At 69.2% G+C, this 13,709-nt stretch carries 12 protein-coding genes and 1 tRNA gene; 5 read left to right on the top strand and 8 right to left on the bottom strand.

What is annotated here, in order from left to right:
* Positions 1-109: 109 nt before the first annotated feature.
* The 6 genes from L324_RS28945 to L324_RS28920 form a co-directional block, all read right to left on the bottom strand.
* Positions 110-1,879 (bottom strand): glycosyltransferase family protein, encoded by a 1,770-nt coding sequence (locus tag L324_RS28945; protein WP_037315697.1) that lies wholly within the window; start codon positions 1,877-1,879, stop codon positions 110-112.
* On the bottom strand, positions 1,876-2,415 hold the full coding sequence (locus tag L324_RS28940) for a hypothetical protein (protein WP_235783678.1): 540 nt from the start codon (positions 2,413-2,415) through the stop codon (positions 1,876-1,878). The genes L324_RS28945 and L324_RS28940 overlap by 4 nt, the downstream gene beginning before the upstream one ends.
* Entirely contained in the window at positions 2,408-4,309 is a 1,902-nt protein-coding gene (locus L324_RS28935) for a glycosyltransferase family 4 protein (protein ID WP_037315692.1), read from the bottom strand. Before L324_RS28935 ends, L324_RS28940 begins: the two co-directional genes overlap by 8 nt.
* Positions 4,306-5,652, bottom strand: a complete 1,347-nt coding sequence (locus tag L324_RS28930) for a methyltransferase (RefSeq protein ID WP_037315689.1) — start codon at positions 5,650-5,652, stop codon at positions 4,306-4,308. The genes L324_RS28935 and L324_RS28930 overlap by 4 nt, the downstream gene beginning before the upstream one ends.
* A gap of 3 nt (positions 5,653-5,655) precedes the next feature.
* Positions 5,656-7,014 (bottom strand): flagellar basal body-associated FliL family protein, encoded by a 1,359-nt coding sequence (locus L324_RS41045; protein ID WP_051174143.1) that lies wholly within the window; start codon positions 7,012-7,014, stop codon positions 5,656-5,658.
* Positions 7,015-7,158: 144 nt separating this feature from the next.
* Entirely contained in the window at positions 7,159-8,334 is a 1,176-nt protein-coding gene (locus tag L324_RS28920; RefSeq protein ID WP_037315685.1) for a hypothetical protein, read from the bottom strand.
* Between the two features lie 247 nt (positions 8,335-8,581).
* Here L324_RS28920 and L324_RS28915 point away from each other — a divergent pair, with 247 nt between their 5' ends.
* The 5 genes from L324_RS28915 (at position 8,582) to L324_RS28895 (ending at position 11,497) form a co-directional block, all read left to right on the top strand.
* Positions 8,582-9,088 carry a hypothetical protein gene (locus L324_RS28915; protein ID WP_037315681.1) on the top strand — a complete coding sequence of 169 codons (507 nt, stop codon included), beginning with the start codon at positions 8,582-8,584 and terminating at the stop codon, positions 9,086-9,088.
* Positions 9,089-9,163: 75 nt separating this feature from the next.
* A complete protein-coding gene (locus tag L324_RS28910; protein ID WP_037315678.1) occupies positions 9,164-9,772 on the top strand; it encodes a class I SAM-dependent methyltransferase in 609 nt (202 codons plus the stop codon).
* Between the two features lie 187 nt (positions 9,773-9,959).
* A complete protein-coding gene (locus L324_RS28905) occupies positions 9,960-10,499 on the top strand; it encodes a DUF2716 domain-containing protein (RefSeq protein ID WP_037315675.1) in 540 nt (179 codons plus the stop codon).
* A gap of 38 nt (positions 10,500-10,537) precedes the next feature.
* Positions 10,538-10,939 carry an immunity 7 family protein gene (locus tag L324_RS28900; protein WP_037315672.1) on the top strand — a complete coding sequence of 134 codons (402 nt, stop codon included), beginning with the start codon at positions 10,538-10,540 and terminating at the stop codon, positions 10,937-10,939.
* 54 nt (positions 10,940-10,993) lie between these two features.
* On the top strand, positions 10,994-11,497 hold the full coding sequence (locus L324_RS28895; protein ID WP_081736502.1) for an SUKH-3 domain-containing protein: 504 nt from the start codon (positions 10,994-10,996) through the stop codon (positions 11,495-11,497).
* 48 nt (positions 11,498-11,545) lie between these two features.
* On the opposite strand, the gene L324_RS28890 is transcribed toward L324_RS28895, so the two are convergent.
* Positions 11,546-13,303: a hypothetical protein gene (locus tag L324_RS28890; protein WP_037315666.1), complete on the bottom strand. Its 1,758-nt coding sequence runs from the start codon at positions 13,301-13,303 to the stop codon at positions 11,546-11,548.
* 301 nt (positions 13,304-13,604) lie between these two features.
* Positions 13,605-13,677, bottom strand: a tRNA-Gly gene (locus tag L324_RS28885).
* Positions 13,678-13,709: the final 32 nt, after the last annotated feature.

The raw sequence follows: 13,709 nt of genomic DNA, 5'->3' as shown, positions 1-13,709 counted from the left end.
CGGACGAAGCTCGCCCCGCGTCTCGGTGGGGGCTGAAGGACGCTTTCCCCGCATGCGATGCGGGGAAAGCGCCCTTCACCGCGTCGCATGCGGGGAAAGGGCCCTTCAGCTACAGCGCGCTCTCGACGGCAGCCCACACCCGATGCGGGTCGAGGTCCATCGGCCGCGAGTCCGGATCCGGCCGCAGCCGCCGCAGCAGCACCTGCTGCACCAGCGCCGTCGGCTTCGCCGCAGCGGCCACCCGCCGCCAGAACAGGTGATCCTCCAGGCCCTCGAACAGCACCTCGGAGTTCCACCCGCCGAACTCGTCGACCAGCGACCGCCGCACCAGATACCCGCTGCCCAGGTACGGCAGCGTCCGCAGCCGCCGCTCCTCCGGCGGCAGCGCCCCGACCAGGCCGTCCACCGGATCCGCGACCGGGCAGTGCACGACGTCGACGTCGTCCGAAGCGGCCAGCAGACGCTCCAGCAGGAACTCCGACGCGCGCATCCCGCCGTCGAGGACCAGCAGCCAGGACGCCGTCGACCGTTCGAGCAGGGAGTTCCGGGTGAGTCCGCGGCCGAGCGGGGTGTCGTGCAGCAGCACGTCGTACGGCCGTGGCCGCGGCCACGGATGCACGCCGTCCTCGCCGACGAGCACTTTCCTCGGCGACACGCTGCCGGTGAGCAGGTCGTTCGCCAGATCGTCCGGGTCGACTTCGCCGGTCCGCCGCACGATCAGCACGTCGACGTCGGCGGAGCCCGTCACCGAAGCCGCCGCGGGCTCCCAGGTGCGCGAAGCGACCCTTCGGGCGCCTGCCGCGCGCTGGGCGATCCGGGCCGACAGCGCCGTCCCGCGTGCCGAAGCCGGGCCGGCGGCGGACCGGTCACCCGCGAACCGCGCGTCGAACGACGGGGTGTCGACGGCGAGCGCGTCCTCCGGGTTCCGCAGGCTCGTCGCCAGTGCCCGTGCCGGCGCGATGTCCGCGGCGGGCGCCGAGCCCAGCGACGAGGCGAGGTCGATCAGCCGCCGCGCGGACGCCGTCATGTCCAGCGACTTCACGAAACCGTAGGCGGCCGAACGCAGATGCCGCTCGCGCTCGGGTTCGTCGGCCAGCGCGGCGACGACCGAGCCCAGCGCCTCTGGCCGCGCCAGCACCAGATGCTCGCCGGGGACCAGCGGCTCGACGTCGGCCGAGGTCTCGCTGACCACCACACAGCCGTTGGTCATCGCTTCGAGCGTGCGCACCCATTCCAGGGTCTGCTTCTGCTCGCGGTGCAGGTTCAGCAGGAACCGCGACCGCGCGAGGTGCTCGAACTTCGCCTTGCCCGGCAGGAAGTCGACGCGCGCGGTGGTCATCGGCTCGTGCGGCGGGGTCAGCAGCCGCGTCCGCAGGCCCGCGAGGTCCCGCGCGTAGGAGCCGAGCAGCACCGAACGCCGCCGCTCGGCGGTGCCGAGATAGGTGACGTCGAGGTCGCGCGGGCTGTCGAGGTCGCCGCCCCACAGGTCCCACAGCGGGCTGTAGCCGAGCTGGAACTGCTCGACGGCGATCCCGCGCCGCCGCAGCTCGGCGGTCGAATCGTGGTTGATGTCGACGGCGCCGCCCAGGATGGAGAGCAGTTCGGCGTTGCGCTCGAAGGTCGCCGTCCCGGGGTGCTCCACACAGAACCCGATGGTGCGGCGGCACTGCTCGGCGGTCGGGAAGTCGGCGTCCTTAATGGTCACGAAGTACTCGTGGGGGACGACGACGAACACCGTGTCGGCCCCGGCCTCGGGATACCGGCCGACGGCGGTCCTGGCCTTGCCACCCGCCGTGCGCACGGCGTCGGCGACCACTTCGAGCAGCTCCTCCATGAAGGCGGAACCGCCCTCGGCGGAGACGAAGCAGAGTTCGGTCACGGCCGGTCCATCTTCTTCCGCACGACCCGCAGCGGCGCGGTGACCCGCCAGCTGACGGTGCGGCGCGTGGCGTCGAGTTCGCGGGCCATCTCGGCGGCGAGCCGTTCGGCGTTGAGCAGCCGCTGCCGGTCCGCCGACGGCTCGCCGCCGGGCAGGATGTCCGCGTCCACGACGCCCGCCGAAACGACGAGTTCGGCGTCGAGCAGCGCCAGCCGCAGTTTGTCGCGCTCTTCGCGGCAGGTCTTCAGCTCGGCGCGCAGCGAGTCACGCTGCTGGTGGGCCAGCAGGACCTCGGCTTCCAGCGCCTTCAGACGCGCCTTCGCGACGTCGAGTTCTTCCTGCTGTGAGGAGAGCTTCTGATTCACCTCGGCGGACTCGCCTTCGTTCGACGCGGCCGCGGTGGCCTCGCGCAGCTCGTGTTCGGTGTCGGCCAGCTTCGCCTTCAGCCGGTCCTGTTCGGCGGTGAAAACCTGCCGTTCGGCACGGAGCCGGGTCAGCTCGGCCTGGACACGGCCGGGAATGTCGGTGTCAGACATGAACGCCCCCACTCAGTTCGGTCAGGATTTCGGAGTATTCGCGCGCGTAACCCGCCGGGTCGAGCCACGGCCGCAGCTTCTCGTGCGCCGCCTTCGCCATCTCACGGCGACGGGTGGCCGACGTGCCCAGCGCGCGCAGCAACGCCGCCGTCAGCGCGTCGACGTCGTTGGTCTCGAACAGCCAGCCCGTCTCGCCGTCGACGATCATCTCCCGCGCGCCGAACACGTCGGTCGCCGCGACCGGGACGCCACAGCAGACGGCTTCGAGGATCGACCGCGGCAGCGATTCGATGTCGGAGCTGTTCACGAAGATGTCCGCCGCCTGCAGCCAGCGCAGCGGATCCGGCTGGATCGGCACCAGGCTGACCGACTTCTCCAGCCCCGCGCGCTCGACCGATTCCTCCATCGCGAGCCCGTACGGCGACGGGTGCAGCCCGACGACGGCCAGTTTGGCCTCGGGGTGGACCTGGTGGATCCGCTCCATCGCCGAGATCAGCGGCGCCTGCCCCTTGCGGGATTCCGCGATGCCGATGTTGACCAGCACGATGTCGTCCGGCGCGTAGCCGAGCATGTTCCGCGCCTGCCGCCGGGTCTCCGACCGCGTGCGACCGCCGAACTTGTGCATCGGCGTGCCGTAACGGACGGTCTGGCAGCGTTCCGGCTTGCTGTAGGGCAGGAACATCTCGCGCGTCGCGTCCGCGACGAACAGCAGCTTGTCCACCTCGGCGAGCGTGCTTTCCCAGCGCTGCCAAACCGCGGCGGGCGGTTTGACCGGACCCCAGTTCTGGTAAGCGAACGCGGGCAGCGAGAAGCTCTCGTGGATCACCCAGGCCGTCGGCATCCCGGCGCGCTTCGCCGCGTCCGCGCCGACGAAACCGCCGAGCGTGTTGACGAGCGCGACGCCCGCTCCGGAGCACTTCGCGAAGCGAGCCAGCTCGGCGACATGTCCTTCATATGCGGGGACCGTCTGGTTCCGGTAGTGCGTCGTGACATGCACGGGGATGCCGAGTTCGTGACAGTCCGCGCGCAGCGGGCCGTCGGTTTCGCTGACCAGGCTGACCTGCCAGCCGTGGTCGGTCACCATCCGGCTCAGCAGCTCCTGCAGCCACAACTGGCCGCCGCCGACGCCGAGGCTGTGCGTGAACACCAGCACGTGCTTCGGGTCGGTCGGGATGTTCACCCGCGCCATCGCCTTCGCCGTGTCACTCGCCAGTTCGTCGGCGAGTTCGGCGTCGTCCGGGTCCGCGACGGGATTGCGAAGCGTGAAAGTGCGCTTCGCCGACACGACCTCGCCGATGCCTTCGGTGCGGTACCGGACGCGGAGCGACAGCGTCCGCTCTTCGCCGTAGGGAAGGTCGACGGGCACCCAAGCCTCGAAACCGCTGACGGCGGCGTCGTCGAAGCCGGGGAATTCCTTCGGCACGTCCTTGCGGGGCAGGCGGGTGCGGGCGCTGACCGTGCCACCGCCCTCGACCATCACCTCGATCAGGCTCGGCGCGCGGCCCTGGAGCATGGCCCAGCCCGTGACGTAGACGACGTGTCCCTCGGAGACCTTTCCCTGCTTCGGCGCTTCGAGTTCGCCCAGCCACAGCGGTTCCTCGCCGGGCAGCGTTCCCACGTGGACGGTCGCCTGGTTCAGCACCCGCTCGTCCGGGCCGGTGACGACGATGTCCTGGGTGCCCGCGGGAACCCAGGTGGCCGGGACGGCGCGCCAGCCGAAAGTACCTTCGGGCGCGCCCGGGCACGGCTCGGGGAACAGGTTCGCTTCGACGTCCGCGACGGTCACGGACATCTCGTCGATCCGGCTGATCCCGGTCGTCCAGCCCCGGAGTTCGAACAGGTGCCCGACCGGCCGGTCCGGGGTCAGGATGCCGGCGGTATGCAGGCTCGTCATCGCTTCGCTACCTCGTCTTCGTTCGCCGCCACACCGGCGCCGACCTTCGGTGAACGGTACTCGTGGACGGTTCTCGCCAGGCGCGTTCGCCAGATTTCGGCGATGGCCTCCCGCACCTCGCCGGTGCCGTGCGCGGTGCCGCACGAGGCGATCGTCGAGAAGGCGACCTCCCGCGCCACCGCGGTGTCCACAAAGGAGGGATGGAGACCGATCAGCACACCGAGCCAGCCCGCCAAATCGCGCATCGAGCCGCCGTCCGCCGCCGCGGACCAGCCCGCGTCGGCGAGCTTGTCGGCCAGCACGAGCACTCCGCGCTCGACGACCTCCGGCAAACCGGCTTCCGCGTTCCGCCACTCGAGATCGATCGGGCGCAACGTCGTCCCATCGACGAGTACGTTGTGCGGCACCAGATCCCACAGCGCCTCGACCCCGCGCGCGGCCTCGGCGCGCAGGAGATCCCGCCAGCCGGTGAGCAGTTCCGCGACGCGCTCCGGCTCGTCGAGCAGGACTTCGACCATCGTCGGGGCGTCGTACACCTTGTCCGTGCACGGTCCGACGGAGATCCCGGCGACCGGCGGCGACGGAGTGAGCGGCGTCCGTCGGACTTCGGCGCCCTCGCCGGTGCGCACGACATCGGCGCGTGTGCAGGCGAAGGCGGCGCGCTCGGCGGTGTTGAAGTAGGTCGCGAGCCGGTACGCGGGCCAGAGGGCGGCGGCGGCGGGGCCGCACAGCAGGGCGAGGCCGTGCGCGGGGCCGCCGGTGATCGCGGCGGACAGCCGGGGGAGTTCGGTGTCGATCTGCGTGCCGAGCACCGCGCGGGCGACTTCGTGCCCGGGGGTGCAGCGCAGCTCACGCTGGATTTCGAGACCGGCCGCCGCGAGCGTCTTGGCGACATTCCGCGACGTGGTGAGCACCACGACGGCGCCTGTTGGAGACAGCCGCTCGCGAACCACGTTCAGCAGGCTTCGCGTCGCGTAGGGCTGTTGGACGATGACGAGGTCGTAAACCCCGGAGCCGGGAGGCTGGTCGTACACCGTGACCGTGCCGAGGTCGCGGGTGCGGAACCGGACGGCGGCCGCGCGGACCGGATCGGCCTCGACGGCGTGCACCGTCGCCGAGACCTCACCCAAATACCTGGTCAGACCGCCGAAATCGGCACCGATTTCGAGTACTCGCGGCGCCTTCGGCAGCACGAGCGCCCGGAGGACGTTCGCGGCGCCGTGGTCGAGCGGCACCCGCTCGGTGGCGTCCCAGCCGGCGAAGTGCAGTTCGTCGGACAGCGAACCGGTGTCCTCGGCCAGGGAGAGCAGCGTCGTGAGCAGCCGTGCCTTCTCGGCGGTCATCGATCAGCTGGTGACGGCGTAGTTTTCCAGCGTCTTCTTCACCGCGCGCTGGTACGTGCCGCTCAACGCCTTCTCGCCGTCTTCCCCGCCGAGCGGGTTCTGCAGCACGTCCACCCGGATGATGTTGTTCCCGCTGATCCAGGTGCCGCGGTACGAACCCTTGTCGGCGGCGATCTTCTTCTGGAAGTTCAGCTTCGGCGGCATACCCGGCAGCGGTTCGGTGATCTGCACGAAGCCGTTGCTCGTCTGGTACTGGCGCAGCTGCTTGACCAGGTCGCCGGCGGCACCGGGGCTGGTCAGCGGGATGACCGTGACCGAGATCTTCGCCGGCTGCGGGCCGGTCTCGTCGGGCTGCTTCTGCGAGCCGCGGTACGCGACCTGCTTCACGCCGGCGGCGATGACCAGGTCGGCCTCGGCCTTCTCCATCCCGGTGATCTCGGCGAGCTGGGCCGCGGTGATCACGCCGCTCTTCGCGTCCTCTTCGCCGGACTGCTCCGGGATCTTCTCGAACAGCAGCTCTTCGGGCGTCTTCGGCTTGGCCGACGACGGCGGGGGCGCGTTCTGCGACTGGGTCGGCTGCGGCTGAGCCGTCGGGTCCGCCGGGTCGTCACCGCCGCCGGAGAAGGCGAAGTAACCGCCGACGCCCAGGCCGGCGAGGACCAGCACGGCGACGATCGCGATGATGGCGATCTTGCCGCCCTTGCCCTTGGGCTTGTCTTCGAACAGCTCGGGGCCCTGCTTGACCCATTCCGTGCTGCCGACCGGCGAGATCGGCGGGAAGTCCGAACCACCCCACGGCGGGCTGGCGTCGTTGTCGGTCCAGCCCTGCTGCTGCGGCTGTTGCTGCTGCGGGTAGCCGTGCTGCTGGGGCGGCTGCTGCGGGAATCCACCCGCGGGCGAGGCCTGGCCCTGCTGGGGGAAACCGCCCGCCGGGGATGCCTGGCCCTGCTGCGGGAAACCGCCGGGCGGCGACGCGACCGGGGGCACGACCTGGGTGCGGTTCGGGTCGGCCTGCGGTTGCTGCCAGTTCGGGACGACCTGGGTCCGCTCGCCCTCACCGTTCTGCGGCGGCTGGTTCACCGGCGCGATGATCTGGGTCGAGTCGGCGCTGGGCTGACCGGACTGCGGAGCCTGCTGGGGCTGCTGCGGCGCCTGCGGTTGCTGAGGCTGCTGGAAGGGCGTCTGCTGGAAAGGCTGCTGGGGCTGCTGGCCGGGCTGCTGCACCTGCTGCTGGGCAGGGTCGCCGTACGCGACCGCTGAGGAAAGCACCTGGTCGCGCCGGAGCCGGTAGTCGTCCGCGGAGAGGCGTCCAGATGCGAGCTCCTCGTCCAGATTGCGCAGCTCTTCCTGCCAGGACACCACCAGCCCCCTTAATCCGATTCAGGCGGGAAAGTACGCTCCCTGCCCTCGCGATACCACCACTGCGGTGACCTCGCACATTCTGCACTGCCCGGACTCGGCTCGCCCTCGCGGGTCGAATCGTGATCTCCCCGCGACCTGCGCTTCTCAGGACGACGGCAGAACGGTGTCCAACGAGGTCAGCGTCTGCTCCAGACGGGTGTCGAGCGCCTGCGAGTCCCCGCCGAGCGGCTGCGAGACCCACGTCGTCACGGCCATCGTCCCGGACACATAACCGATGCCGCTGAGCTGGCCGTTCTTGTTCGCGCCGACGAGCGCGAGCCGGTCGCCGACGCGCTGCTCGCGCAGTCCGGCGTTGATCGAGTTCTCCCGGAAGTAGTTGACGATCGCGGTGGCGTCCTTCGCGTCGTTCGCCGGGATCACCAGGACGAGGTAACCGTTCGTACCTTCGTTCGAACCCTTGTAGGTGACGGAAGTGATGTTCTTCGAAGTGAGGTAGTCGGCGGCGGCCTTCGAATACAGATTGAGTTCGACACCCTTCGCGACCGACATCGTCGAGTTGTCCTTCGACGGCGTTCCCGGCAACGCGGGCAGGCGGTCTTCCAGCGGCGTCTGGGCGCTGTTCGGCTGGCTGGACGGCGCGAGGCCGGACAGGCCGTCCGGCGGCTGGGCCACGGTCGGCTGCTCGGCGACGTTCGAGGACGACGACGAGCCCAGCCACAGCGTCCCGCCGATGATCAGCGCCAGTACGACCAGCACTCCGGCGCCGAGGAACAGCCACGTCGGCTTGCGACCGCCGGTGACCGCGTAGTCCTCGGCCGGCGCGCCGTGCCGCGGGCCGGGTTCGGGCGCCAGCGGCGGGAGCGGCCGGTGCAGCTGGTGGGTCGACGGCTTGTTCCGGACCGGTGGCGGTTCGGCGCGCAGGTAGACCGTCGGATTGATGTCGGCGGGCGAAGGCGCGGTGGTCTTGTGGTCCTCGATGCGCGGGACGACGCTCTTCTTCTCTTCGCGCTGGGGCTTCTCGGTGTCGAAAGGCTGCGTGCGCTGTTCCGACGGTGGCGCGTAGTGCTGCTGCTGCTGAGGCTGTTGGTACGGCTGGGGCTGCTGAACCGTGACGGTGGGCAAGTCGGCCGGTCGCGCGGCGGGATTGGTGCTGTGCCAGGCGCCGCCCGGTCGTCGCAGCGGGGAGGGGACCGGTGACGGCATCGTCCCGCCGGAGGCCTCCGCCAGGAGTTCGTCGCGCTTCCTGCGGTGTTCGGCGTGCCCGATGCGACCCGCGGCCAGCTCGACGTCCAGCTGTCGAAGCTCGTCCTGCCAGCTCATTTAGCCCCCTGCCGCCGGGTGTGGGCAGCCAGTGTTGCATGCACCCTTATGGGTGGTTGATGTGGTCTTTCCTCATTCTTGCGTCCACAAGTGACCGGGTCCAGCACCGATCTCGCGTCCGGTCACCAGGAGGTGAAGGGGCCTTTCCCCGCATCGTATGGGGGTAAAGGGCCCTTCACCGCGTGAGACGCGGGGAAAGGCCCCTTCACCCTGCCGGCGGTACGGTGGCGGACGTGGGAAGTGCCGGGTGACGGAAATCGACGAGTGCCGCAGTGCGTTGCGCGAGCTGGCCATCGGCCGGCTCGCCGGACGTGACGTCCGCACGTCGCACCTGGTCGAGGCCGGTCTGGACGCGATCGTCGCCGGACTCGACGCCCCCTCCCTCGGCCTGCTGGCCGGACTTGAGTCCGCGGGTGAGGACGCCGTCGACAAGGCGCTCCACCAGGTGGTCGACGAACTGGGGATCGAACTGCCCGCCGACCCCACGGCCGCGCGGTGGTCGCTCATCCACGGCTGGCTCACCGCGATGGTCGAGGGCGACTTGTCACCGGCGACAGGTGGTGCCCTGGTCAGCGAGGTCGGAGAGCTGCTCGGCTCGCCGCCGTCGCTGCGGGGGATCACGCGCTGGTCGGCGATGCTCGACAACTGGATCCCCACCGACCTCACTCCGAGGGACGTCTGCGAGGTGCCGATCCTCGAGGAATCGGCCGAGTTGCTCGAAGGTCCCTGGCCCCCTGGTCCGCGTCACCCGTAAGGCGCCGGTTTCTGTCGTACATGTGTTCTAAAATCGTCGTTGTACAGCAGGAACAGCGGCGAAAGGCAGACACGGATGGCCTACATCACCCTGCCCACGTTCGTGGGATACAGCACGAGCTCGGGTCCCTCGCGTTCCTCCTTCGTCCGGCGCTGGCGCCGTCAGTACGAGGACCCGGCCAGGGGCGGGTTCAACTTCTACCTCCGCGCCGCGAACGCGATCCGGGCCGGGCGGATCTCCGGCCGGGATCGCGAGGTGCTGCGGGCCCTCGTCGAGAACGCGGACGAGCGCACGCGGCCGCACTACGCCGAGATCGCCAACGGCTGGCTGCGCTACCTGGGGCGCCGTGACCTGCGGCTGGCCGAGGTCGGCCGGTCGCGCTGGCGGCTCGGCGCGCTCGAGGTGGGCATCAACCCGCACCTCGGGCTCCGCAAGGGTGACGGTCCGGTCCACGTCACCTGGCTCTACTTCAAGGAAGAGCCGTTGAGCCGGGACGCGGCGCAGCTGGTGCTGTGGCTGCTCGAGCAGACCATGGACGAGCTGCGCCCCGGCGGCCGTCCGCTGGTGATCGACGTCCGGCGCGCGAAGGAGTTCGCGCTGTCGCCGCGTGATCGCGACAAAGTGCGGCCGTGGGTGCGAAGCGAGGCGTCGGCCTTCATGAGCCTTTGGGAGGCGGCCGCATGATCGAACGACGGCGAGCCCGCATTCGGTGGGCTCGCCGTTCACGCACCGTCATTCTCACGGTTCTCGCGGCGGCGCAAGACACCTGATCAGGTGACAGTTTTACGGAGTGCGCCCACGAGCTGGACAACTTGGGCCCCGAACACGAAGCTTTCCCAGTCTTAATCGGCCGAACCACCGAGGGTCGCTCGTGAACAACGCTTGGGAAGCCATCTCCAGGGTCGCAGATGAGCCTGCTTGGTACTGGGTCTACGACAAGCTCGCGTTCTGGCCGAGCACCTACTCGCACGCCTGGCCGGGTTTCCGCGAACCCGCCCCGTCCGTCGCGTGGGACCTCGCGCCCGGCGGACTCGACCGGTCGTCGGCCGAGTTCCGGCTCGGCCCGTACGCCGTCGAGCAGAACGACGTCGCCCGTGTCGCGCTCTCGGCGCTGAAGGACTGCGTCGCCGAGGACGAGTGGGTGTGGGTGCTGCACTGGCAGCACCAGTCGTACCGCTTCTACCCGCATCGGCACGCCGCGCTCGACCCGTGGCCGGTCCCGGTGTTCCCGCGCACGGACTACCACCTGTTCCTGGCGAACGACTTCCGCTTCGGCACGCTCGGGCATCCGTGGGAGCGGACGCTGTGCGTCTACGGCGAGAAGCTCGTCCCCGCCTTCGAGCGGCACGGCGAGCAGGTTTTCAAGAACGCGCTGCGCCGCAACGGCTCACCGGCCGCGTTGGCGGGCTGACCGCCGTCCGATGGGCGGACCTGCCTAAACTCGGGCCGGTGTTCGAATATCACGGGTGGGTGACCATCCAAGCGAGCCCTGCCGGTGACGATGACGCGGCGCTGCTCGAGCGCATCGTCGAGCGGGTGCACCGCGCCGTCCGCGACTTCGACGACGGCGACCTGGTGGACCTGCGCTGGGCCGCCGGGGTGCCGGTGCTGCACCTGGGCGGCATGGACAAACACGGCACGACCATCGGCCCCGAGCTGGTGGACCTGTTCACCCGCGTCGGCGACCTCGCGCCGGGCTCCTACGGTCTCCTGCACGTCTGGGACGACCAGGACCCCGAGCACGACAACGAGTTCAAGGTGTACCGGATGGCCCGCGGCCTGGTCACCGAACGCGGCGACGACCACCTGTCCCCGGTCGCGCCGACGGTGATGGACGGCTACGAGATCTGAGCGGCCGCCCGCGGTTTCGTCGATGATCGAAGACCTAGGGATCAACTGATTTCCATGATTCGATTCGACTCGCTCAGCAAGGATTTACTCAGGGCGCTTGCTGCATCCGGATGGAGCGTGGGCAGGAGAGTTGACGTCGGCCAATGGATAAAGCCGTTGGAGGATGAAGGGTACCGGGCTCACCCCTTGGCTGAAGAAATCCTCGCTGTGCTCGGCGGGCTCTCGATCGAGCCGGTCAATAGAGTCGGCTCGAACTTCAGTAATGACGAGCCTTACAATTTCGATCCTCTTGCCGCCGGGTCAGGGCAGCGTGATCTGGCGGAAGAGATGGAGAGTGTTCTCGGTGGGGACTATTTCCCGATCGGTGAATGGCTCAGTTATTCAAGTGTATTCGTCGAGGCTGAGGGGAGGGTGGTTGCCGCTGGCATGGGCTGGATTTGGGAACTCGGTTCCACCTTTGAAGACTCACTGGAGTTGGCGGTCTGCGCGAATCGCCCGCTGGTTTGCCTGTACTCCGATCCGGGACTCGATCCTTGGCCGAGGCCCGAGTCCCGTTAGCGAATCTCGGCCGCGTCGGGCCCGCGACTCGTTCAAAGCGCCCGCGCTCTAACCCTTTCCGGCGTCCTTGATCGTGGTGATGCGGTGATACGTGCCGTCGCGATAGGCGAGGACGACCGGATCCTTGACCTCCGGCGCCGCGACGGCCTGCCAGCCGGAGCGGCCGGTGCCGTTCATGAACTGCGAGATGTCGTCGCGCGGGAGGCCGACCGTGCCCCCGCCGACGACCTTGCCCGCGCCGTCGGTGATGAGAATGCACTGGGCCTGCTCGCCGCCGATGAGTGCCCATCCGTTGATCTGCTTGTCACCGGTGACGGGCGCGGTGTCGACGGCGCCGGCGGTGTCCTTGGTGCCGTAGCCGGGGCCCTTGAGTTCGACGGCCTTGGCGAGGTCGACGGTCGTTCCGAGTTCAGGTCCGCCCGCGCCGCAACCCAAAGTGAAGTCCGGGGTGAACGGGTAGATGCCCATCGTCCGTTCCTGTTCGAGGAAGTCGGGGTAGGCGTACATCTTGCTCATCACGCCGCCCGCGTTCACCTGCATCGCCACGCCGAGGACCGGCTGGTACGCGTACCGGTAGCGGGTCGCGCCCGCGGCGGTGTTCCCGATCGCGTAGACGGCGAGGGCCATGACGAGCGCCAGCGGGATCGCCTTGAGTCGCAGCGCCCGCGGCCCGCGGGTCACCAGCAGCACGAGTACCGCGCAGACGCCGAGGAGCCCGATTCCGACGTAGCGGGACGACATGCCTTCGGTGGCGTTGTAGCCGCCTCGGCTGACGCCGATCATCGCGCCGTTCAAGGTCACTTGGGCGGCGAGACCGAACCAGCCTGCGACGGCCGCGACCGGTGCCGGACCGTCGAGAGTCCCGGTGAAGTCCTGGGTCCTGGCGGCGAGCCGCTGTTTGACGGCGGTCGCGGCCAGGACACCGAAGAGACCGACGGTGAGCGCTCCCGCGAGGAATGCGAGATCCGGCGACTTGGTGGACCAGGACTGGCCGATGGTGCTGGTCATGGCGCCGAGGTAGGTGTCGGCGCCGACGACGTTCGGCTTCTGATAGCTCGGCGGCCAGGGGGCGACGCGCCAGAGGATGAAGACGACGAGACCGAGCCCGAGCGGCAGCGCGGTCTTGATCCGGCTCTCACCGCGGAGCCAGAGCACGAGCGCGAGGACGATCCAGACCGGGAACGCCACACCGTGCCCGAGGCTGCCCATGAAGGCGAAGAGGAAGGCCGGGATGAGCTTGCCGTGGTGGGCGAAGGCGATCGCGATGACGGCGGGGGCGAGTCCGAGCAGCCACTGGACGCCCATCATGCCGTCGCCGAAGTACTCGACCGTGCCCGCGGAGAACACCAGTCCGGAGAGTCCGGCCACGACTCCCGCGCGGCGCAGGCCGGTGAGAGTGCGGGGCAGCATGCTCCACAGCGCCGCGAACATGCCCGCGGCGAGGATGATGCTGAGGAAGCCGAGTGGGGTCTGGGTGCCGGCGAACAGTTTGGCGTCGAGCCAGAAGACGAGCCCGACCAGCACGATCGGGTGCTCGTGGTAGAGGTGGAACAGCTGTGCGACGTCGAGTTGGCCGTTCTTGTCGGCGACGAGGCCGAGGACGACCCAGTAGTCCGCGTGGTTGATCTTGGGGGCGCGGACGACTTCGGCGATCGACAGCAGGATCGGTACCGCGGTCAGTGCCCACAGCGCCCAGTAGGGCAAGCGATCGAGTAGGCCGCGCTTCGCGGGCTTGCCCGGTTCAGGCGTTTTCCGCTCGGCTTCCATCGTCGCGACGGCGCCGCCGTCGCGCGCGTTCTCACTCATCCGTGCTTCCCCACCCTCGAAGATCCGGCCCACAAAGTACCGAACTCCCAGGTAGGCGCCCCCGCCAGCACCACGACCCATGCACAAATCCGAATTACTACGGTCGTGTGACTCTGCTCACCGAACCTGTAGCACTTAGTAACCACAAAGAACCCATTGCGAACTGGGAAGATGTCGCGCCCCATACCCACCCGCAAGGGTGAGGTGAACGAACCGTGGGGGTCCGGGGGCTCGGCCCCCGGGAATTATGGCGAGCAGGCCCTGGCCCAGGCGTTACCTGGGCAAGACTCTCCCGCCTGCGAGCGGATGACGGGATTCGAACCCGCGACCCTCACCTTGGCAAGGTGATGCGCTACCAGCTGCGCTACATCCGCATGTACCTCAGCGCTTCAACACTCGTTTGAAG

Origin of the sequence: Amycolatopsis orientalis DSM 40040 = KCTC 9412 (assembly GCF_000478275.1) — a bacterium.
Classification (GTDB): Bacteria; Actinomycetota; Actinomycetes; order Mycobacteriales; family Pseudonocardiaceae; genus Amycolatopsis; species Amycolatopsis orientalis.
Note: the sequence above shows the minus strand (reverse complement) of the source record. Positions and strands in the feature narration are given on the sequence as shown.